This is a genomic window from Actinosynnema sp. NPDC050436 (assembly GCF_040655415.1).
Lineage (GTDB): Bacteria > Actinomycetota > Actinomycetes > Mycobacteriales > Pseudonocardiaceae > Actinosynnema.
Genome location: NZ_JBFAJV010000008.1, coordinates 214,958 through 233,657, shown reverse-complemented (window position 1 = coordinate 233,657; position 18,700 = coordinate 214,958). Strand labels below are relative to the sequence as shown.

14 protein-coding genes and 1 tRNA gene are annotated in these 18,700 nt (G+C 73.9%); 5 read left to right on the top strand and 10 right to left on the bottom strand.

Translation table 11 applies throughout. The features are described 5' to 3' along the window. Window positions 1-78 precede the first annotated feature (78 nt). From AB0I60_RS21070 to aspT (AB0I60_RS21050), 5 genes are all read right to left on the bottom strand, one after another. On the bottom strand, window positions 79-1,674 hold the full coding sequence (locus AB0I60_RS21070; RefSeq protein WP_360732141.1) for a TROVE domain-containing protein: 1,596 nt from the start codon (window positions 1,672-1,674) through the stop codon (window positions 79-81). Window positions 1,675-1,781: 107 nt separating this feature from the next. Further along, window positions 1,782-1,930: transfer RNA gene (locus AB0I60_RS21065), tRNA-OTHER, on the bottom strand. Between the two features lie 224 nt (window positions 1,931-2,154). Beyond that, window positions 2,155-2,301 carry a DUF1059 domain-containing protein gene (locus tag AB0I60_RS21060; protein ID WP_360732140.1) on the bottom strand — a complete coding sequence of 49 codons (147 nt, stop codon included), beginning with the start codon at window positions 2,299-2,301 and terminating at the stop codon, window positions 2,155-2,157. Between the two features lie 55 nt (window positions 2,302-2,356). After that, on the bottom strand, window positions 2,357-3,721 hold the full coding sequence (locus tag AB0I60_RS21055) for an adenylosuccinate lyase family protein (RefSeq protein ID WP_360732139.1): 1,365 nt from the start codon (window positions 3,719-3,721) through the stop codon (window positions 2,357-2,359). Between the two features lie 83 nt (window positions 3,722-3,804). Beyond that, window positions 3,805-5,454 (bottom strand): aspartate-alanine antiporter, encoded by a 1,650-nt coding sequence (gene aspT / locus AB0I60_RS21050; RefSeq protein ID WP_360732137.1) that lies wholly within the window; start codon window positions 5,452-5,454, stop codon window positions 3,805-3,807. Between the two features lie 249 nt (window positions 5,455-5,703). Between aspT (AB0I60_RS21050) and aspT (AB0I60_RS21045) the strand changes: the two genes are divergently transcribed. The 3 genes from aspT (AB0I60_RS21045) (at window position 5,704) to AB0I60_RS21035 (ending at window position 10,844) form a co-directional block, all read left to right on the top strand. Further along, a complete protein-coding gene (gene aspT / locus AB0I60_RS21045; RefSeq protein WP_360732135.1) occupies window positions 5,704-7,404 on the top strand; it encodes an aspartate-alanine antiporter in 1,701 nt (566 codons plus the stop codon). Between the two features lie 25 nt (window positions 7,405-7,429). Beyond that, window positions 7,430-9,085, top strand: coding sequence for a bifunctional aspartate transaminase/aspartate 4-decarboxylase (locus AB0I60_RS21040; RefSeq protein ID WP_360732134.1), 1,656 nt, complete (start codon window positions 7,430-7,432; stop codon window positions 9,083-9,085). A gap of 235 nt (window positions 9,086-9,320) precedes the next feature. After that, window positions 9,321-10,844 carry a trypsin-like serine protease gene (locus AB0I60_RS21035; RefSeq protein WP_360732132.1) on the top strand — a complete coding sequence of 508 codons (1,524 nt, stop codon included), beginning with the start codon at window positions 9,321-9,323 and terminating at the stop codon, window positions 10,842-10,844. A 55-nt stretch (window positions 10,845-10,899) separates the two neighbouring features. Here the strand turns inward: AB0I60_RS21035 and AB0I60_RS21030 are convergent, their stop codons facing one another. Both AB0I60_RS21030 and AB0I60_RS21025 read right to left on the bottom strand, forming a co-directional pair. Continuing rightward, window positions 10,900-11,799, bottom strand: coding sequence for an aminoglycoside phosphotransferase family protein (locus AB0I60_RS21030; protein WP_360732131.1), 900 nt, complete (start codon window positions 11,797-11,799; stop codon window positions 10,900-10,902). Then, window positions 11,796-12,725 carry an aminoglycoside phosphotransferase family protein gene (locus AB0I60_RS21025; RefSeq protein ID WP_360732129.1) on the bottom strand — a complete coding sequence of 310 codons (930 nt, stop codon included), beginning with the start codon at window positions 12,723-12,725 and terminating at the stop codon, window positions 11,796-11,798. The genes AB0I60_RS21030 and AB0I60_RS21025 overlap by 4 nt, the downstream gene beginning before the upstream one ends. A 261-nt stretch (window positions 12,726-12,986) precedes the next feature. Here AB0I60_RS21025 and AB0I60_RS21020 point away from each other — a divergent pair, with 261 nt between their 5' ends. Then, window positions 12,987-14,453 carry an alpha/beta hydrolase gene (locus AB0I60_RS21020; RefSeq protein ID WP_360732127.1) on the top strand — a complete coding sequence of 489 codons (1,467 nt, stop codon included), beginning with the start codon at window positions 12,987-12,989 and terminating at the stop codon, window positions 14,451-14,453. A 78-nt stretch (window positions 14,454-14,531) separates the two neighbouring features. On the opposite strand, the gene AB0I60_RS21015 is transcribed toward AB0I60_RS21020, so the two are convergent. Together AB0I60_RS21015 and AB0I60_RS21010 are read right to left on the bottom strand one after the other, a co-directional pair. Continuing rightward, window positions 14,532-15,194 carry a response regulator transcription factor gene (locus AB0I60_RS21015; protein WP_360732325.1) on the bottom strand — a complete coding sequence of 221 codons (663 nt, stop codon included), beginning with the start codon at window positions 15,192-15,194 and terminating at the stop codon, window positions 14,532-14,534. Window positions 15,195-15,220: 26 nt separating this feature from the next. Then, complete coding sequence (locus AB0I60_RS21010) at window positions 15,221-17,128, bottom strand: ATP-binding protein (protein WP_360732125.1); 1,908 nt, start codon at window positions 17,126-17,128, stop codon at window positions 15,221-15,223. Between the two features lie 118 nt (window positions 17,129-17,246). Here AB0I60_RS21010 and AB0I60_RS21005 point away from each other — a divergent pair, with 118 nt between their 5' ends. Further along, window positions 17,247-18,245: a GntR family transcriptional regulator gene (locus tag AB0I60_RS21005; protein WP_360732123.1), complete on the top strand. Its 999-nt coding sequence runs from the start codon at window positions 17,247-17,249 to the stop codon at window positions 18,243-18,245. On the opposite strand, the gene AB0I60_RS21000 is transcribed toward AB0I60_RS21005, so the two are convergent. Then, entirely contained in the window at window positions 18,196-18,678 is a 483-nt protein-coding gene (locus AB0I60_RS21000) for a hypothetical protein (protein WP_360732122.1), read from the bottom strand. The two genes, AB0I60_RS21005 and AB0I60_RS21000, sit on opposite strands and share 50 nt — an antisense overlap. Window positions 18,679-18,700 lie beyond the last annotated feature (22 nt).

Sequence of the window (18,700 nt, the reverse complement as noted above, 5' to 3'; positions counted from 1 at the left end):
CTCCGTGGCACAGTCGCGCCTTCGGCGGAGGGCCCCGCGTCACTCCACAGAGGAGCGACGCGGGGCCTGGTCGCGTACTCAGAACGGCCAGTCGGCGTTCCGGCCGGCCTCCAGCAGCGGAACCATCCGGAACGTGGCGTCGGTCAGGCCGCCGAACTCGTGCCGGTTCCCGCTGCCGGTGGCGAACGCCGCGTGCTCGTGACCGCCCAGGTTGAACCCGTAGACCGGCACGTGCGCCGGCACCGCGTCGGCAACCCCGTAGCCGTACCCGGACAGGGTCTGCATGTCCGAGATGATGAACACGCGGTCGTGGCGGTCGTAGGAGCGCCGGACCGCGCCGACGATGTCCGTGCCGTGCCCGACCTCGCCGGTCCGGCCGAGGAACCGCTCGACCTCCCGGAGCACCGATCCGCCGCGCGGCAGCCGGTGCCGGAACTCGCCGGTGGCGAACCCGCGCACGTCGACGTCCTCGCCCTTCACGCCCAGCGCCACGCCGAAGACCGCCGCGGCCTTGGCCGGGGTCACCTTCGACCGCGCCGAGAGCGTGGCGTTGGTCATCGACGCCGAGGTGTCGACCAGGACCAGCGACCGGCCCGGCAGCGCGGGCAGGTTGGCCAGCGACGCCCGCAGCGCCTTGTCCAGCGCGTGCCCCCAGCGCAGGCCGGGCGCGGACTCGTACGCCGACAGGAACCGGAACGGGAACTGCCGCGAGCGCGCCACCTGGTCCGGGTCGGCCAGCCGCGCGGCGACCTGCTCGGCCACCCGGTCGGACACCCCGGCCTCGTCGAAGTTCCGCAGGTTGCGCAGCACCGCCATGTAGCCCATGGACGGGATCAGCGCCTCCCACACCTGTGCGGTCAGCGGGCCCTGGAGCCACCCGGCCACCGACTCCCACGTCATCCCGGCCGCCCGCAGCACGTCGGTGGCGTCCGGACGCGTGAACAGCGCGCGCCGGTCGGCCACCGGCCACGCCAGCAGCTCCTCCCGCGCCCGCAGCACGCGCAGCGACTCCGGCGCGGCGGTGTCGCGGCCGTGCCGCTGGTCGATCGCGTGCCGGAACAGCTCGCCCTGCCACGGCGCGCGCGGGGCCGGGTGGGTCAGGTCGAGCACGTCGCCGAACCGGAACCCGTGCCGGGCCGAGTCCCACTTCGCCAGCGCCCGCTCGTCGTAGAGCCGGACCGCCGCGTCGGCGACGCCGCGCTTGACCGGCTTCGGGATCGCCCGGCCGTACCGCGAGGTCCAGTAGGCCAGCAGCTCGCCGGGCTCGTCGGCCCGTTGCAACACCGAGTCGACGACGGCGCGGTTGGCGATGGGCGCGTGCGGCGCGTCCTCGGGGGCCGCCAGGCGGGCGCGCACGTACTCGGCCGCGCCGACGAGCGCCGCGGTGCGCATGTTCGCGCCGCCGCGCAGCCACGCCAGCAGCCGCGCGGTCCACTCCGGATCGACCAGCGCGGCCTGCCGGACGAGCTCGGCGTACCGGCTGTCGCGCCGGTCACCGGGCTCGTAGAAGGAGTGCTCGCCGCCCAGGTTCGCCACGGCCAGCAGGAACAGCTCGGACCTGGTGTCCCGCGCGAACCCCGGGCCGCCCTCGAACGTGCTGCCCGACGGCGTGCGCCCGGTGGTGACCGGGCTGAGGCCGCGCGGGCGCGCGGCGGCGGTGTTGTACTTGGCCATCGGGCCCGACCTCCTCTGCGGAGGGAGCGCGGCAACTCCACACGGTGCCCGAGGTCCGAGCGGCGGGGGTGACGTAGTGTCCTGGGCCGCTGGACGACACCGGCTCGCGCCGGCGGCGGGATTCGAACCCGCGTTTCCCTTTGTTGAGAAGGAAGTAACCCCTGCCTGCGCACCGGGCACCGTGTGGAGTCGTGCGCTCCCGAGATCAAGGACGACGAAGGTGACGTAGCTGCTCTGCCAATTGAGCTACGGCGGCGGACCGCCGGCGGGACTCGAACCCGCAACCCGCCCATCAAAAGTGGAAGTAACCCTCGTCTGCGCACCGGGAGTGCAGCGCCCAGCTTAGCCGTGATCTTGAACGGGGCAAGGGAATATCCACGAGCCGTCGACCGGCCCGCGACGGGCTCCGCGGAGGGCCGGCGGCGGCCACGCCCCGCGGGTGGTGCGGCCGGCGTGGACCGCCCGCGCCGGAGCGGTAGCTCAGTAGGCCATGAAGAGGATCTCGTCGCGCGAGTAGTCGTGGCCCGGGTGGTTGTCCTTGAGGTGCTGCTGGGTCTTGGCCACGAGGTCGTCCTCGTCCTGGCCGGTGATGTGCTCACCGCAGGGGCAGGTGATGTTCCGCTTCATCGCTGTCCTCCGTAACCGATCTCCACCCCGACTGTACTGACGCCGGCGCGGCGGGTCAGCCCCGGTCGCGGTGCCGGGCCAGCACCCGGTCGACGAGGTCGTCGGCCGCGCCCAGGTACCGCGCCGGGTCCAGCAGGTCGCGGGCCTCGGCAGCGTCGAGTCCCGGGACGAGGTCGCGCAGAGCGTCGCCGAACGACCGGCCGCCCGCAGCCGCCTCGCGGGTGACCCGGCCCAGCAGCTCCTTCGCGGCGGCCTTGCCCAGGCGGGGCGCGAGCACGGCGGTCAGCCGCTCGGCGACGACCGCCCCGCCGGTCAGCTCCAGGTTGTGCCGCATCCGCTCCGGGAACACCTCCAGCCCGTCCAGCAGCGTCACGGCGGTGTGCGCCGCACCGGCGGCGGTGCGCAGGGCCTCGCGCAGCGGCTGCCACTCCGAGTGCCACGTGCCGGGCGCGCGCTCGTCCTCGGCGAGCATCGCCTGCCCCAGCACCAGGGCCTGCGCGGGCACCGTCCGGGCGGCCGAGACCAGCAGCGCGGCCAGCACCGGGTTGCGCTTCTGCGGCATGGCCGACGACGACCCCCGGCCGTCCGCCGCCGGTTCGGCCAGCTCGCCGACCTCGGTCCGGGACATCAGCTGCACGTCCAGCGCGACCTTGCCCAGCGCCCCGGTGACGGCGGTCAGCGCCCAGCCCAGGTCGAGCAGCGGGGTGCGGCGGGCGTGCCAGGGCGCGTCCGGCTCGCGCAGGCCGAGGCGGGCGGCGAAGCACCGGGCCAGCCGCACGCCGTGGCCGGGCTCGCCCGCGTACTGCTCGTAGGCGGCCAGCGTGCCCGCCGCGCCGCCGAGCTGCGCCGGGAGGTCGGCGGCGGTGCGCCGGACCCGGTCGGAGGCGTCCAGCACGCCCGCCAGCCACCCGGCGGCCTTGAGCCCGAACGTGGTCGGCACGGCGTGCTGGGTCAGCGTGCGCCCGGCGAGCACCGTGCCCCGGTGCTCCTCGGCGAGCCCGGCCAGCGCGCCGGCGCACGCGACCAGGTCGGCGTCCACCCGGCGCAGGGTGCGCGCGGCGAGCAGCATCGCGGCCGAGTCCAGCACGTCCTGGCTGGTGGCGCCCCGGTGCACGTGCGCCGAGGCGGCCGGGTCGACCTCCTCGACGGCGGCGGTGAGCCGCCGCACCAGCTCCACCGCGGGGTTGCCCGCCCCGCGCGCGGACTCCGCCAGGTCCGCGACGTCGAACCGCGCCGACGCGGCCACCTCGGCGATCACCCGGGCCGCCGCAGCGGGCACCGCGCCGAGTTCGGCCTGCGCCGAGGCGAGCGCCGCCTCGACCTCCAGCATCGCGGCGAGCCACGCCTCGTCGGACAGCGGACCGCCCGTGCCCGCCCACACCGGGGACAGCAACGCGGCATCGACTCCTGGACCGGTCATCCCGGCCACGCTACCTGCCGATGCCGCCGGTCAGCGCGCCGGCAGCCGCCCCGCGCCAACCGGCGACGTGGACGATCCCCCGCTCACCCGCCGATCAGGCCGACCACGACCGGGCCGGTCAACGGCAGCAGGATGCTGGAGATCGCGTAGGTGACCGTGTAGCCGATGAGCGGCACCGAGTTGCCCGCCACGCCGGTCACCGCCGAGATGGCCGGCGTGCTGCACTGCTGCCCGGCGATCGCGCCGACCAGGACCGGCGGCTCGATCTTGAGCAGCCGCCGGCCGAGGTAGAGCGAGAGCAGCGCGGGCACCAGGACCATCCCGATCCCGGCGAACGGCAGCAGCACCCCGTACTGCTCGAGCAGCGGCCCGGCCTGCGGCGCGGCGGCCAGCCCGGTGGCGGCGATGAACGTGGCCAGGCCGAGGTCCTTGGTCAGCGTGGCGGCGGCCGGCGGGAAGCTGCCGATCGCCCGGTGCCGCGACCGGAACCAGCCGAACACCAGCCCGGAGACCAGCGCGCCGCCGCCGGTGCCCAGCGACAGCGGCACCGAGCCGAGGTGCACGGTGAGCTTGCCGATCACCATGCCCAGCGTGACGCCCAGGCCGAGGTAGACGAAGTCGGTGGCGAGGGTGCGCGGCACGGCGTAGCCGATCCGCTCGGTCGCGTCGCGCACGTCCGACGGGCTGCCGACGACGGTGAGCACGTCACCGCGCCGCACGGTCGTGGAGTCGGCCAGCGGCATCCGGTGCTCGCCGCGCGTGAGCGAGGTCAGGAACACGCCGTGGCTGCGCAGCGCGCTCAGCGGCTGCTCGGGCGAGGTCATCACGACCTCGCGGGTCTCCAGCGCCGCCTTCGCCTCCGGCAGCACCCGCTCCACGCCGATCAGGTCCTCCGCCTCGACCAGCGCGGCCCGCTCGCCGACCACGACCACCACGTCGCCGGCCGCGAGCACCAGGTCCGGTCCGGGCGTGGGCTCCTCCGCGTCGCGGACGACCCGCTCCACGGTCGCCCGGCCGGGCAGCGACCGCTCCACCTGCGCGACGGTCCGCCCGGCGGCCCGGTCGACCTGGTAGGCCCGCCCGACCAGGCCGGGCAGGGCGGGCGTGGTGCCCTCGTCGTCGTCACCGCCGCCGAGCTTGCGCAGCAGGGCCCGCGACGACTCGCGCAGGTCGACCTTCATCAGCGCCGGGGCCAGGCCGCTGGTGAACAGCACGATGGTGATCAGCCCGAACAGGTAGCAGACGGTGTAGGCGGTGGCCACGTTGCCCTGGAACGCCGCCGCCGTCTGGTCGGGCAGCCCGAGCTTGCCGATCGCCTCGGTGGCCGTGCCGACGACGGCCGACTCGGTGGCGGCACCCGCCAGGATGCCCGACGCGGTGCCGACGTCCAGGTCCAGCGCGGAGGCCAGCACGAGCACCAGCACCACCACCGTGACGGCCTCGATGAGCGACAGCACGCCGAGCTTGAGCCCGGAGCGGTTGAGGTTGGCGAAGAACTGCGGGCCGCCGCCGAATCCGAGGGCGAAGATGAACAGCGCGAACGCGATGGTCCGCACCTGGTCGTCGAGCGACACGCCGAGCAGGCCGACCACCAGCGCCACGATCAGCGTGCCGCAGATCCCGCCGAGCTGGATCGGCCCCACCCGCAGCTTGCCCACCAGGTAGCCCAGGGCCAGGCAGGCGAACAGCGCGATCTCCGGTGTCGACTGCAGGAAGTCGCGCAGCCAGTCCATGTCCCCACCTCACGTCGAGAGCGTCCGGGCACCGCAGGATCCGCCCCGCGCGGGGCGTGCGCGGGCACCACCGCCGCCCGATCCACCCACGCGCGCACCTCCCGTCCGGGGACTATGCCCGCACCGGGCCGCGCCCGCCCGCGCACAGCGCCGCCCGTTCACCTGACCGGGGGACGGCCCTGAGCGCGTCCGGGAAACCCGACCTAGCCTCCGACGGGGGTCCTCCAGTGGACGCCCCGCGGAGGGACGATGAGCTTTCTCAGGGACGAGATCTTCAAGCCCTACCCGGAACTCCTGGTGTTCCTGACCGTCGCGGCCGGCTTCCTGCTCGGCCGCGTCCGGCGCCGGGCGATCGCGCTGGGCGCGGTCACCGGCTGCCTGCTCGCCGGGCTGGCGCTGGGGTGGCTGTTCGAGGTGCCGGTGAACGGCACGGTCAAGTCGCTGTTCTTCGTCATGTTCCTGTTCGCCCTCGGTTACCGGGTCGGGCCGCAGTTCTTCCGGGGCCTGCGCAAGGACGGCCTGCCGCAGGTGCTGGTGGCCGTCGTGGTGTGCGTCGCGGGCCTGCTGGTCTGCTGGCTGTTCGCCGCCCTGCTGGGCTACGGGCCGGGGCTGGGCGCGGGCCTGCTGGGCGGCGCGCTCACCCAGTCGGCGGTGATCGGCGTGGCGGGCGACGCGATCGGCAGCCTGCCCGGCCTGACCCGCGACCAGATCACCGAGCAGCAGAACCTGGTGGCCATCGGCTACGCGGTCACCTACCCGCTGGGCACGATCCTGTGCGCGGTCCTGCTGGCCACCGTGCTGCCCCGGCTGGTCCGCCGGGACCTGGCGGCCGAGAGCGCGGAACTGGCCCGCGAGCTGGACGCGGGCACCGACGACCCGGACGTCGGCGAGGGCTACTACGAGGTGGTGCTGCGCGCCTACACCGTCGCCCACCCGGACGTGGTCGGCCGGACCATCGAGGACTTCGAGCGGCGGCAGGCCGGGCTGGGGCGGCGCATCTACCTGACCCGGGTCCGCCGGGGCGGCGCGATCCTGCCGCAGCAGCAGGGGATCGTGCTCGCCGCCGGGGACGTGGTCGCGGTCAGCGCGATCCGGGGCGACGTCGTCGCCTACGACCCGGAGCGCGAGATCGGGCCGGAGGCCGACGACGTCGAGCTGCTCGGCTACCGCACCGAGAACCTGCACGTCGTGGCGTCCGCCAAGGCCCACCTCGGGCGCAGCGTCGCCGAACTGCGCCGCGAACCGTTCATGGTCGGCGTGTTCGTCACCGAACTGCACCGCTCGGGCGCGAAGTTCCCGTTCCGGCTGTCCACCGAGGTCGAGCGCGGCGACACGCTGCTGCTGACCGGCCCGCAGCGGCTCGTCCTGCCCGCCGCGAAGGAGCTGGGCAAGCCGGTGCCGACCAGCTTCGCCACCGACATGACCTGGGTCGGCCTGGGCATCTTCCTGGGCGGCTGCATCGGCATCCCGGCCCTGCACGCGGGCGGCGTGCCGATCAGCCTGTCCACGTCGGGCGGCGCGCTGATCATGGGCCTGGTGTTCGGCTGGCTGCGGGCCAAGTACCCGACCTTCGGCAACGTGCCGGGCGGCGCGCAGTGGTTCATGGACACCCTCGGCCTGTGCCTGTTCGTGGCGGTGGTCGGCATCAACGCGGGCCCCAGCTTCACCAGCGGCCTGGCCCAGGCGGGGTGGGGGCTGCTGCTGCTCGGGGCGGTCGCCACCGTCGTGCCGCTGCTGGTCGGGTTCGCGGTCGGGCACTGGGTGCTGAAGATGCGGCTGCCGATCCTGGTGGGCGTGCTCGCGGGCGCCCAGACCACCACCGCCGCGATCGGGGCCGTCAACGAGTCCGCGAAGAGCCAGATCCCGACCATCGGCTACACGATCCCGTACGCGGTCGGCAACGTGCTGCTGACCATCTGGGGTGCGGTCATCGTGCTGCTGCACCACTGATCCCGCTCCCGCCGACCCACCGCCGGTGCACAGAAAGGCCGTCGCCATGCCGAAGTCGTCCGTCACCAGGGCCGAGATGGAGAAGCTGGCCGGGCTCAGCCCGTTCGAGCTCAAGGGCGAGTTCATCCGCTTGGCCGAGCACCACCACGACGACCAGCAGGCCCGCTCCGCCCTGCTGATGCTCAACGCCGGGCGCGGCAACCCGAACTGGATCGCCACCGGGCCGCGCGAGGCGTTCTACGCGCTGGGCCACTTCTCGCTGACCGAGAGCCGGCGCGTGTGGACGGCCGACGACCTCGGCGGGATGCCTGCCCGCGCGGGCATCGCCGACCGGTTCGCCGCCTTCGTCACAGCGCACCCGGACCTGCCCGGCATCGACCTGCTGGACCGCTCGGTGCGGCTGGGCGTCGAGCGGTTCGGCTTCGACCCCGACGCCTGGGTGCACGAGCTGACCGACGGCATCACCGGCGACAACTACCCGGTGCCCGGCCGGATGCTGGTGCACCTGGAGCAGGTCGCCCGCGCCTACCTGCACCAGGAGCTGTTCGGCGGTCGCCCGGCCGACCCGGTGCTGAAGCTGTTCGCGACCGAGGGCGGCACCGCCGCCATGTGCTACGTCTTCGACTCGCTGATCGCGAACGGCGTGCTGCACAAGGGCGACCGGATCGCGTTGATGGTGCCGATCTTCACCCCGTACATCGAGATCCCCGAGCTGGACGAGTACCGGTTCGACGTGGTGCTCGTGCACGCCGACCTGTTCGTGGAGGAGGGCGTGCGCCAGTGGCGCTACCCGGCGGAGGAGGTGGCGAAGCTCGCCGACCCGTCGATCCGGCTGGTGTGCCTGGTGAACCCGAGCAACCCGCCGTCGCTGGCGCTGTCGGACCGGGTGCGCGACCAGATCGCGGGCATCGTCGCCGACGACAACCCGGACCTGATCGTGGTCACCGACGACGTGTACGGCACGTTCGTGGACGGCTTCCGCACCCTCGCCGCCGACCTGCCGCGCAACACCCTGCTGGTGTACTCCTACTCCAAGCACTACGGCGCGACCGGCTGGCGGCTGGGGCTGATCGGCCTGCACGACGACAACGTGGTGGACGACCTGATCGCCCGCCTGCCCGACGAGGAGCGCGAGCGGCTGCGCGCCCGCTACGGCACGCTGTCGCTGGAACCGGACGCGATCCCGTTCATCGACCGGCTGGTCGCCGACTCTCGGCGGGTCGCGCTCAACCACACCGCCGGACTGAGCCTGCCGCAACAGGTGCAGCTCGGCCTGTTCTCGCTGTTCGCCATGCAGGACGACGGAAAGGCGTACAAGGCGCGCGTGCAGCAGATCGTGCGGACGCGGCTGGACCTGCTGGTCGAAGGCGCGGGCATGAAGATCGCCGACGACCCCCAGCGCGCCGGCTACTACCTCGAACTGGACCTGCTGGCGGAGGCCGAACGCGTCTACGGCGCGGAGTTCGCCCGGCACCTCGAAGCCACCTACGAGCCGATCGACCCGTTGTTCCGCCTGGCCGAGAACGCCTCCGTGGTGCTGCTCAACGGAGGCGGGTTCGAAGGGCCGAAGTGGTCGGTGCGGGTGTCGCTGGCCAACCTGGACGACCTGGACTACCTCAAGATCGGCCACCACCTGCACACCGTGTTCGCCGAGTACCACGACGAGTGGCAGTCGTCCTGACCTGACCGATCCCCCGTGGAGGGCAGCCGCCCGGCGTGCGTCGGGCGGTGTCGTCGTGTGCGCCCGCTCCTGCTCCCGGCGGACCGCCCGTTGCGCCGTGCGCGCCGGACACCGTCCGTTCGGCGGGTTCCCGATCACGGAGTTGTCGAGGTTTCGTGGAGATTCCCCGTTCCGGCCCGTGAAATCCCGCCCGGATGTTCAATGAGTCGGTCACCGGAAAACGTGAGGAGATGTCGTGGGATTCGCACGACGCATGGGGGCCTTGTTCGCCTCACTCGTGGTGGTCGCGGCTTCGGGGGTCGTCGCTGCGCAGACGGCCGACGCCGCGCCGCGAGTGCACCGCGCGATCGACCCGGCGGAGGTCCGGGAGTCCGTCCGCTACCTGACCGAGACCTACGGCGTGTCGGAGCGGGAGGCGCTGCGCCGCCTGCAACTCCAGGACGACGCCACGCGCCTCGACCGGGCGCTGCGCCCCGAGGCGGGTTACGGCGGCATGTGGCTCGACCACGCCGCCGGCGGGGTGCTGGTGGTGGCGATGACCAGACCCGCCGACGCCGACCGGTACCTGCGCGCGCTACCCGACCGGCGCAACGTCCGCACCAAGGCCGTCCGGTACTCGCTGGCCGAGCTGAACGCCGCCCGCGACCGGATCGCCGCCCGGGTCGGGGCGGGGCCGGACGCCGTCCACCTGCCCTCGGTCAGCGAGGCGGACAACCAGGTCGTGGTGTGGGAGCGCGGCTGGGTGGCCGCCGAGAAGCAGAGCCGCACCGGGACCGCCGCCGCCGAGGCGGAGTCCGCCCGGTCCGCCGTGGCGGCCGAGCCTGCCGGGCTGGCCACGACCCGCGTGCTGGTCAAGCCCGAGCCGCTCGACCCGGCCGCGACCCGCGCGCCGGCGATCGGGCCGATGGCCACGCCGAACGTCGACTGGGGCTTCTGCCACCCGCTGTACTGCTCGAACCACGGCCCGATGCGCGGCGGGCTGCGGCTTGACATGCAGCGCGACCCGGTGTCCGGCCAACCGCCGACGTGGGGCGGCTGCACGAGCGGGTTCAACCTGCGCTCGACCGGCGGCGGGTTCCCCGGCAAGGCGTGGGTGCTGACGGCGGGCCACTGCATGGCCACCAAGACCAACAACACGCCGACCCAGCACAACGGTACCAGCGTGCTCAACCAGCACGGCATCGAGAAGAACTCCTACCCGTACGACTACGCGGCGCTCCAGTACGTCGACGCCGCCACCGCGAACACGTGGCTGGGCAACCACACCGGCCGCAACCGGGTGCTCAAGTACTGCCGCAACGGCGGTGCGGACAGCAACTCCGACACGCCGTGCGGCGAGCAGGCCACCTCGGTCGACGAGTACATCACCGGCACGCACGCGCTGGCCGACATCAAGGCCGGCTGGGTGGTGTGCGCGACCGGGTCGGGCTCGAACGCGGTGAACTACCCCGACTCGCACGACAGCGGCGCGGGCACCGGCTACCTGGTCGGGACGCGGTGCGGCCGGGTGCTGTCCACCGACGTCGGCATCAACACCGACCTGTGCGCCCGCGCGGGCGACAGCGGCAGCCCGCTGTTCAGCCAGGTCGACCACACCGCGCTGGGCATCCTGGAGGGCAGCCAGCAGTCCCGGGGCGGGGCGTGCTGGGCGGGTGAGCTGAACAACTACGCGCCGATCGAGACCGTGATCACCGACCTGAACGAGCGCATCGCCGGTCAGGGCACGGTGTTCTCGGTGATCACCACCCCGAACGGCTGACCCGGTACCACGCCCGCCGCACCGTCGCGGCGGGCGTGGTACGCCGCGCACCTCGTCAGCCCGGACGGCCCATCAACGCCTCGGCGATGGCGCGCTGCACCGGGTCGACGGCACCCTTGCCGTCCTCTACGTCCCACAGCGTGTTCTGGAGCACGCGGCCCAACGTCCACGCGGTGGCTTCCGCGCGGTCGAGGCCCAACTCGTCGGTCATCAGGTCGAACCGCCGGTGCACGGTCTTGGTCGGGTCGTCCACCCGCTCCCAGCGGTTGTCCAGGGCGGGTTGCAGGTCGAACCCGGGGTGGCCGGCCAGCGGTTCGGGGTCGATGGCCAGCCACGGCTCCCGCTGCGCGGCCAGCACGTTGTCGTAGTGCAGGTCCCAGTGCAGCAACCGGTCGCCGGCCTCGCCGACCACCTCGGCCACGGCCGCCGCGCACGAGCGCACCAGTTCCCGGTCGGCCGGGTCGGCGAGCGCCGGCAGCGCGGCGGGCACCTCGGCGAGCATGGCGGCGGCGATGTCGGCCAGCCGGCGCACCCCGGCGGGCGCGGGCACGGACGTCAGCCTGCGCAGCAGCCCGGCCAAGACGGTCAGCGCCTCGTCGTCGTCCTCGACCGCCGACAGCGGGCGGGTGGCGTCGAGGCGTTCCAGCAGCACCGAACCGCTGACCGGGTCGTGGTCGAGCAGGCGGACGATCCCGTCGCCGCGCCAGGTCCGCAGCCCGGTGACGATCGCCGAGGTCTGCTCGCCCCGGGGTTGCAGCCGCAGCACCGCCGGGGTCCCGTCCGGCCGGGTCACCGGCACGACGAGCGCCGCCATGCCGTTGCGGTGGGGGCCGTCCGGGCGCAGCTCCCAGCGGTCCACCAGGTCGCGGACCAGGCCCGGCAGCGCCGCCAGCCACACCCGGCCCTCGGGGTCGTCGTGCGACGCGCGCAGCGCGTCGGGGACGTGGACGGTCACACCCACAGCAGCTCACCCAGTTCGTCGGGGTCCCGGACACCGGACAGGTCGAACGGGACCCGGGCCAGGACGTCGAAGTCGTGCAGGAACGTGAAGGCCACCATCTCGCGCGGGTCGACCCGGAGGCCGAGGCCGTCCAGGGCCGCAGCCAGCAGCCGGCGGTCCGCGCGGAAGGCGTCGAGGTGCAGTTGCACCAACGCGTAGCGCAGGTCGCCCGCGTAGACGTCGGTGAAGTCGATCAGGCCGGAGATCCCGTCCCCGTCCACGAAGATGTTGCTTCCGCTCAGGTCGCCGTGCACGAACACGGGCGGCTCGCGCAACAGCGACGCGGGATCGGGCAGGTCGCGTTCCAACCGGTCCAGCAGCACGGGGGAGAGGCGACCCCGCGCGCGGTGCTCGGCGACGGTGACCGCGCGCCGGTCGTCCAGCACCCGGGTGAACGCCGACCGGCTCAGCGACCCGACCGGCACCCCGGCCAGGTCCCGGACCAGGCAGCCGATCCGGTGGGCCGCCGCCGTCCGGGCGTCGGGGTCCATCCGCTCCGCAGCGGACTCCCACGTCCGACCGGCCACCTGCGTGATCACCAGGAACCGCCACGGCCGGCCCCGGCCGTCCCGCAGCACGCCCGCACCGGCCACCTGCGGCACCAAGGCGATCCGGCCGGCGAGGAGCCGGTAGGCGGCGACCTCGGTGGCGTGGCTCTCCGGACCGCACCAGTACTCGCCGTAGAACTTCACGACGAACCCGTTGTCCCCCGCCACCACCGGGTAGGTGCCGACACCGGGCACGTGCAGCACGCCGGGCTGCGGCACCCCCGCGACCTCGAACGCCCGCCGGGCCCACGGCCCCCACAAGTCGAGATCGCCTCGGCACGCCGCGTAGGACTCCTCGGAGTCGATGGCGCCCGGATCGGACAGTCGCGTCACGGCACCCGTCGGCCCGGCTCACCCGACGTCCACGCCGGCAGCGCGGGGACGGCGATCACTGCGGTCCTCCCCACCCCGACAAACGATCCCACCTCCCGGACCCTACTTCCCCCGCGCGGCGCGCGCTGCCGAATTTCCGCCAGGCCCGACGTGTTCGGCGGTGTCCCCGCGTGCGACCGTCGCGGAGCGGGCCGGAAAGGACCGGTTCCCGGGGCTGAGTGGACCTCGCCCGCGCCGGTCGTGCCGCCGGATGATCGGGCGATGAAGCACGCGATCCTGGCCGTGACCGCGCTGGTCGTCGTCGCCTTGGCCACCCCGCCCGCCGGCGCGAGCCCGGCACCCCGGTGGCACGCCTGCCAACTGGACCACGACGACCAGACCGGCAAGGCGATCGACGCCGCCGGCGGGCAGTGCGCCGACATCTCCGTGCCGCTCGACCACGCCCGCCCGCACGGCCGGCGGATCACCGTGGCCGTGTCCCGCATCCCCGCCACGAAACCGAAGCTGGGCACCCTGTTCCTCAACGGCGGCGGCCCCGCGCCCGCCCTGGACATGGGCCTGTTCGCCGGACCGGCGCTAGAGGACCTGGCCGGCCGGTACGACTTGGTGGCGATGGACCCCCGTTTCACCGGCCGCAGCCGACCCACCGTCGACTGCGGGTGGGACGAGGTGTCGGAGTGGCGGCGGTCGGCCGGCTCGGACCGCGCCGGGTTCGACCGGATGGTGGCGTTCAACCGTTCGCTGGCCGACGACTGCCGACGCGCGCACGCCGCCGAACTGCCGCACGCGTCGACCCGGAACATCGCCCGCGACATGGACGTGGTCCGCCGGGCGCTGGGCGAGCGCCGCATCTCCTACCTCGGCTTCTCCTACGGCACCGCGCTCGCGCTGGTGTACAACGAACTGTTCCCGGGCCGCTTCGACCGCGTCGTCCTGGACAGCCCGATGGACCTGCGCAAGTGGGGCCCGATGTTCAGCGCGGACCGGGCGCGGGCCAACGAGGACGCGCTGCGCGAGTGGGCCGCGTACACCGCCGCGCACGACACGACGTACCACCTCGGCACCACCGTGGACGCCGTGCTGACCACCGCCCGTGCGGTCTACGCGACCGCCGAACGCACCCCGCTGCGCATCGCGGAGTTCACGGTGGACGGTCACGTCGCGCCGCTGATCCCGTTCGCCCGCCTGTGGAACGGCACCGACGCGGGCAACGCGCTCATCGCGTCCGAGATGCGCCTGCTCGCCGACGCGGCAGCCGGCCGCGCGGTCGTGCCGACGCCCCAACTGCGCGCGCTGCTCACCGAATTCACCACCGGCACCCTGTCCCGGTACGGGAGCTCTAACCTGGCGATCATGTGCGCCGACGGCACCGTGCCGCGCGACCCGGAGCGGTACTGGCGCGACATCCAGCGGCACCGCGCCGACGAGCCGGTGTTCGGGCCGATCGAGCGGAACATCCGGCCGTGCGCCTTCCTGCCGCCACCCCGGGAACCGGCCACGCGCGTGACGAGGGACCTGCCGGCCCTGCTGGTCGGCGCGACCCGCGACAACCTCGTGCCGCACGGCCAGGCGCTCGCGGTGCGCGCCGACCTGCCCTCGTCCCGACTGGTCGTGGTGGACGCGCGCAAGCACGTCGTGTTCGGCGACCTGGGCAACACGTGCGTGGACGACACCGTGCGCGCCTACCTCGCCGGAGGCGCACTGCCGGCAGACAAGACGTGCCCGTAGATCGGTGCACGCCACCACGGTCCTCGTCAGTCGTTGCGGTCGTGGCATGAGCGCAGAGACCACCCGACCCGCCGCCGCTCATCGCTGGGAGTCGCAGTGCCGCAGGTAGGCCAGCACGGCGGCGACCCGGCGGTGCCGTTCGGTCTCGGAGGCCAGGCCCAGCTTGGCGAAGGTCGCGTTCACGTGCTTCTCCACGGTCGACTCGGCCAGGCGCAGGGTCGCGGCGATCGCCCGGTTCGCCCGCCCCTGCGCCATCAGCCCCAGCACCTCCAGCTCGCGCGGGGTCAGCAGGTCCAGCGGCGAACCCGTGCGCCGGGCGCGCAGCAGCACCTCCACGACCCTCGGGTCGACCACCGACCGGCCCGCGACCACCTCCCGGATCGCCCGCACCAGCTCGTCCACCTCGCCCACCCGCTCCTTGAGCAGGTAGGCCAGCCCGTCCGTGGAGCCCTGGAAGAGGCTCAGCGCGTAGTGCTCGTTCGCGTGCTGCGACAGCACCACGACCCCGACACCGGGGAACCCGGCCCGGATCGCGTGCGCGGCGGCGATGCCCTCGGTGCCGTGGCCGGGCGGCATCCGGATGTCGACGACCACCGCGTCCGGGCGCAGCCGGCGCACCGCGTCGAGCAGCTCCACGGCGTCGCCCACGGCGGCCGGCACCTCGACCTCGCCGGAGTCCTCCAGCAACCGCCGGGTGCCCTCCCGGACCAGGTAGTGGTCCTCGGCCAGGACGACCCGCAGCCTCCGCCCCACGACGGCCGTCCCGCTCACCTCGGGAACCGCGCGGTCACGGTCGTGCCGCCGCCGGGCGCCGTGGCCAGCGACAGCGCACCGCCCACCGCCTCGACCCGGTCCCGCATCCCGGTCAGGCCGGACCCGGACGGGCGGTCCGGGAGGCCGCAGCCGTCGTCGGCGACGGTGACCACCAGCGCGTCCTCCTCGTGCCCGATGCCGACGCGCGCACCGGACGCGCCAGCGTGCTTGAGCACGTTGGTCAACGCCTCGGCGATCAGGAAGTACGCCGACTCCTCCACCCCGACGTCGTACCGGGCCGACGCGCGGGCGTCCACCACGACCGGGATCGGCAGCCTGCGCGCCCGCGAGCGCACCGCCGCGACCAGGCCCTGGTCGCTGAGCAGCGGCGGCTGGATGCCGTGCGCCACCTCGCGCAGCTCGTCGATCACCCGGTAGGCGTCCTCCTGGATCTCGCCCAACGCGTCGTCCCGCCCACCGGAGCGCACGACTTCGTTGCGCGCCAACCGGATCTTCGCCACCAGCGCCACCAGCTCCTGCTGCACACCGTCGTGCAGGCGGCGCTCCAGCCGCCGCCGCTCGGTGTCCTGCGCGGCCAGGATGCGGCTGCGCGACTCGTCCAGCTCGCGTGCCTGCCGCACGTTGTGCACCGCCAGCGCCGCCTGCCGGGCCACCGTCGACACCAGCTCGACGTCGGCCGCCGACAGCGGCGCACCGTCCACCTTCGGGCCGCACTCGACCACGCCGAGCACGACCCCCGCGTGGGTCAGCGGAACGCTGGCCACCGGGTCGTCACCCCCGCCCGCGCGCACCGGACCGTCGGGGCCGGCCAGCTCCACCGCCGCCCACCGCAGGCCCAGCCCACCGCGCACGACCTCCGCGAGGTGCGGCGCGAGTTCCGCCGGGTTGAACGCCCGCTCCAGCGTGCCGCCCAGACGCGCCACCAGCTCGTGACTGCTCACCTGCGGCCCGAACACCAGCCTGCGGGCCAGCGCGGCCAACCGGGCGCGCAGCGGCGCGAACAGCACGGCAGCGGCCACCGACACCATGACGACGGCCTCGACCGGCACCGCGCGACCGACCGTGAGACCCGGCAGCGCCGCCGACGCGACGTACGCGGTGCCCACCGCCAGCCACAGCACCCGGTAGGTCACCGAGCGGCGCACCACGATGTCGACGTCGAACAGCCGGTCCCGCACCGCCGCGACCACGATCCCGGTCAGCAGCACCAGGCCGTGCGCCACGGTGCACGCCAGGATCCACGGCCCCTGCTCCGCCCGGCTGTCCACCACCAGCAGCACGACCAGCCGCACCGGCACCGCGACCACCCCGCCGACCGCCGCGACCGCCACCCACCGCACCTTCACCCGGTCGGCCCGGGAGCCGCCCGCGAACCGCAGGTAGAACAGCGCCAGACCGGCCGCCACCTCGGCCAGTTCCAGCCCGTCGAACAGGAAGGGGTTGCGCACGATCGTGTCCGGCGCGACCGCCAGGACCACCAGCGGCAGCAACGGCGCGCACCACATCGGCCGCAGCACGAGCCGTTCCCGGCGGAACCGGTAGCGGCCGTCCGGCAGCAGCGCGACCAGCCGGACCAGGAGCACCGTGGCCAGCATCTCCGCCGGCAGCACCACGCCGACCATGGCGGGGGAGTGGAACGCACCCGGCGCCACCGCGTTCACCACGTACTGCGGCGCGTACACCACCGCCTCCAGGCAGCCGAACAGGAACAGCCGTCGGGCGGTGGGGTGACCACCGGCCCGCCGCCACGCCACCAGCCCCACCGCGAAGAACGGCACCGGGAAGCTCAGCAGCAACGCCACGGCGGCCACCGGGTCCGGCCCGACCAGCGCCGAGACCACCGACACCACCGTCGCCGAGGCCGCCACCACCGCCGTCGCGCGCAGCAGGCCGGCTCTCACCGGGCCAGTCTCGGCGCACCGCGTCCACCGGGCAAGGCACGCCGTGGCGGAAACCCGCACCCCCGCGTGGAGGCCCACCGGGTGTCGGCCGCGCTCCGGGACCGCGACAGTGCCGACCATGCGCTACGCGGCCCCGCTCACCGTCCCGGTCGACCTGGACCCGGACGGCGGCCCGCTGCCCGGACAACTCGCCGCCCGGCTGCACGACTCGATGCTCACCGGCCGCCTGCCCGCCGGCGCGCGCCTCCCGTCGACCCGGACGCTCGCCGCTGCGACAGGGGTGTCCCGAGGAGTCGCCGCTGCGGCCTACGACCTGCTCACCGCCCAGGGGTGCGTCCACGCGATCCGAGGCTCCGGCACGTTCGTCGCCGGCCGCCGAGCTGCGGAATCGTCTTGGTCGATCGCCGCGCCACCTGCCGGACTTCGTGCCGACCCGGTTCGACCGCGTGCACAGGCATGGCCCGACCTGCGTCCTGGCCAACTGTGCGTCGAGGCTTTCCCCCGTGCGGCGTGGCGTGCGGCCTGGCGGTACGCGAGCAGCGCGCCACCGCCCTGCTCGGAGGACCCGCGCGGCGCTGCCGAACTGCGGCACGCCCTCACCGCTCACCTGATCGCGGTACACGGCTTGCGGCCGGCGCACCTGGTGGTCACCACAGGACGTGGCGCCGGCCTGCGGATCGCCGCCGACGCCCTGGTCCTCGACGGGACGTCACCGCGCCCCATCCCGCCCGGCCGTGCCGTGGTGGGCGACTTCAGCGGACTGTTCGGCCCCGCACTGCGAGTCGGCTACGCGGTCGACCCGACCATGCGACCCGCCGAGCAGCCGTCACACGTCGCGCAGGTCGCCGTTGCGAGACTGCTGGACAGCGGCGCGGTGGCGAGCACCATGCGGCGACGCGCACGTCTGCTGTCCCACAAGAAGTCCATTGTGGACGAGGTGCTGACCGGGATCCCGCTCAGGCACGGAGAACCGGGAACGGTGGAGATCCCCCACCACCCGCCGATCGGCTACGGCCACCTCACCGACGACGAACTCCGCGCGGCCCTGCTCGCGGTGCGGCGCACCATCACGCCTCGTGGGCGCTCCACACCGCAGACGCCTGCTCGTGCGCGTTGACGCCCTCGAAGAACGCGTCACCCAGCGCCTCGAAATCCGGGTTGTCGAGTCCGACCAGATCCAGGAACGTCGGGCGGTGCACGACGAAAGCGGTGGTGTCGGTCGGCGGCACGTACGGGACGGCGACCTTCAACGTGACCGGCGACGGCCCGTAGAGCACGGCCTCCACCACCAGCGCGTCCACCTTGCCGCCGTCGGAGTGCAGGAAGGTGTCCATGACGAAGACCGCGCGCACCGCGTCGTTCTCGTTGGTGTGCAGAGCTTCCTGTGCAGCACGGGCGGCGTCGGCCAGGTCGTCGGTCATGTAGCGCTGAAGCGTCCGCTGCCCGTCGAACGTCTCGTAGGCCAGGATCGGGATCAGCGTCTCTCCTTCGGAGACGGACCAGACACCGTGGGCGGCCAGGTGCCCCGCCATCGTCGCGGTTTCGATCATGCCGGCGAGTATTCCACCGGAC

Bases quoted from the DNA above. Each gene is read 5' to 3' on its own strand.
- aspT (WP_360732135.1), top strand. From the start codon at position 5,704: ATGAGCTTTCTCAGGGACGAGATCTTCAAGCCCTACCCGGAACTCCTG.
- AB0I60_RS21020 (WP_360732127.1), top strand. From the start codon at position 12,987: ATGAAGCACGCGATCCTGGCCGTGACCGCGCTGGTCGTCGTCGCCTTG.
- AB0I60_RS21070 (WP_360732141.1), bottom strand. From the start codon at position 1,674: ATGGCCAAGTACAACACCGCCGCCGCGCGCCCGCGCGGCCTCAGCCCG.
- AB0I60_RS21055 (WP_360732139.1), bottom strand. From the start codon at position 3,721: ATGACCGGTCCAGGAGTCGATGCCGCGTTGCTGTCCCCGGTGTGGGCG.
- aspT (WP_360732137.1), bottom strand. From the start codon at position 5,454: ATGGACTGGCTGCGCGACTTCCTGCAGTCGACACCGGAGATCGCGCTG.
- AB0I60_RS21000 (WP_360732122.1), bottom strand. From the start codon at position 18,678: ATGATCGAAACCGCGACGATGGCGGGGCACCTGGCCGCCCACGGTGTC.
- AB0I60_RS21005 (WP_360732123.1), top strand. From the start codon at position 17,247: ATGCGCTACGCGGCCCCGCTCACCGTCCCGGTCGACCTGGACCCGGAC.
- AB0I60_RS21060 (WP_360732140.1), bottom strand. From the start codon at position 2,301: ATGAAGCGGAACATCACCTGCCCCTGCGGTGAGCACATCACCGGCCAG.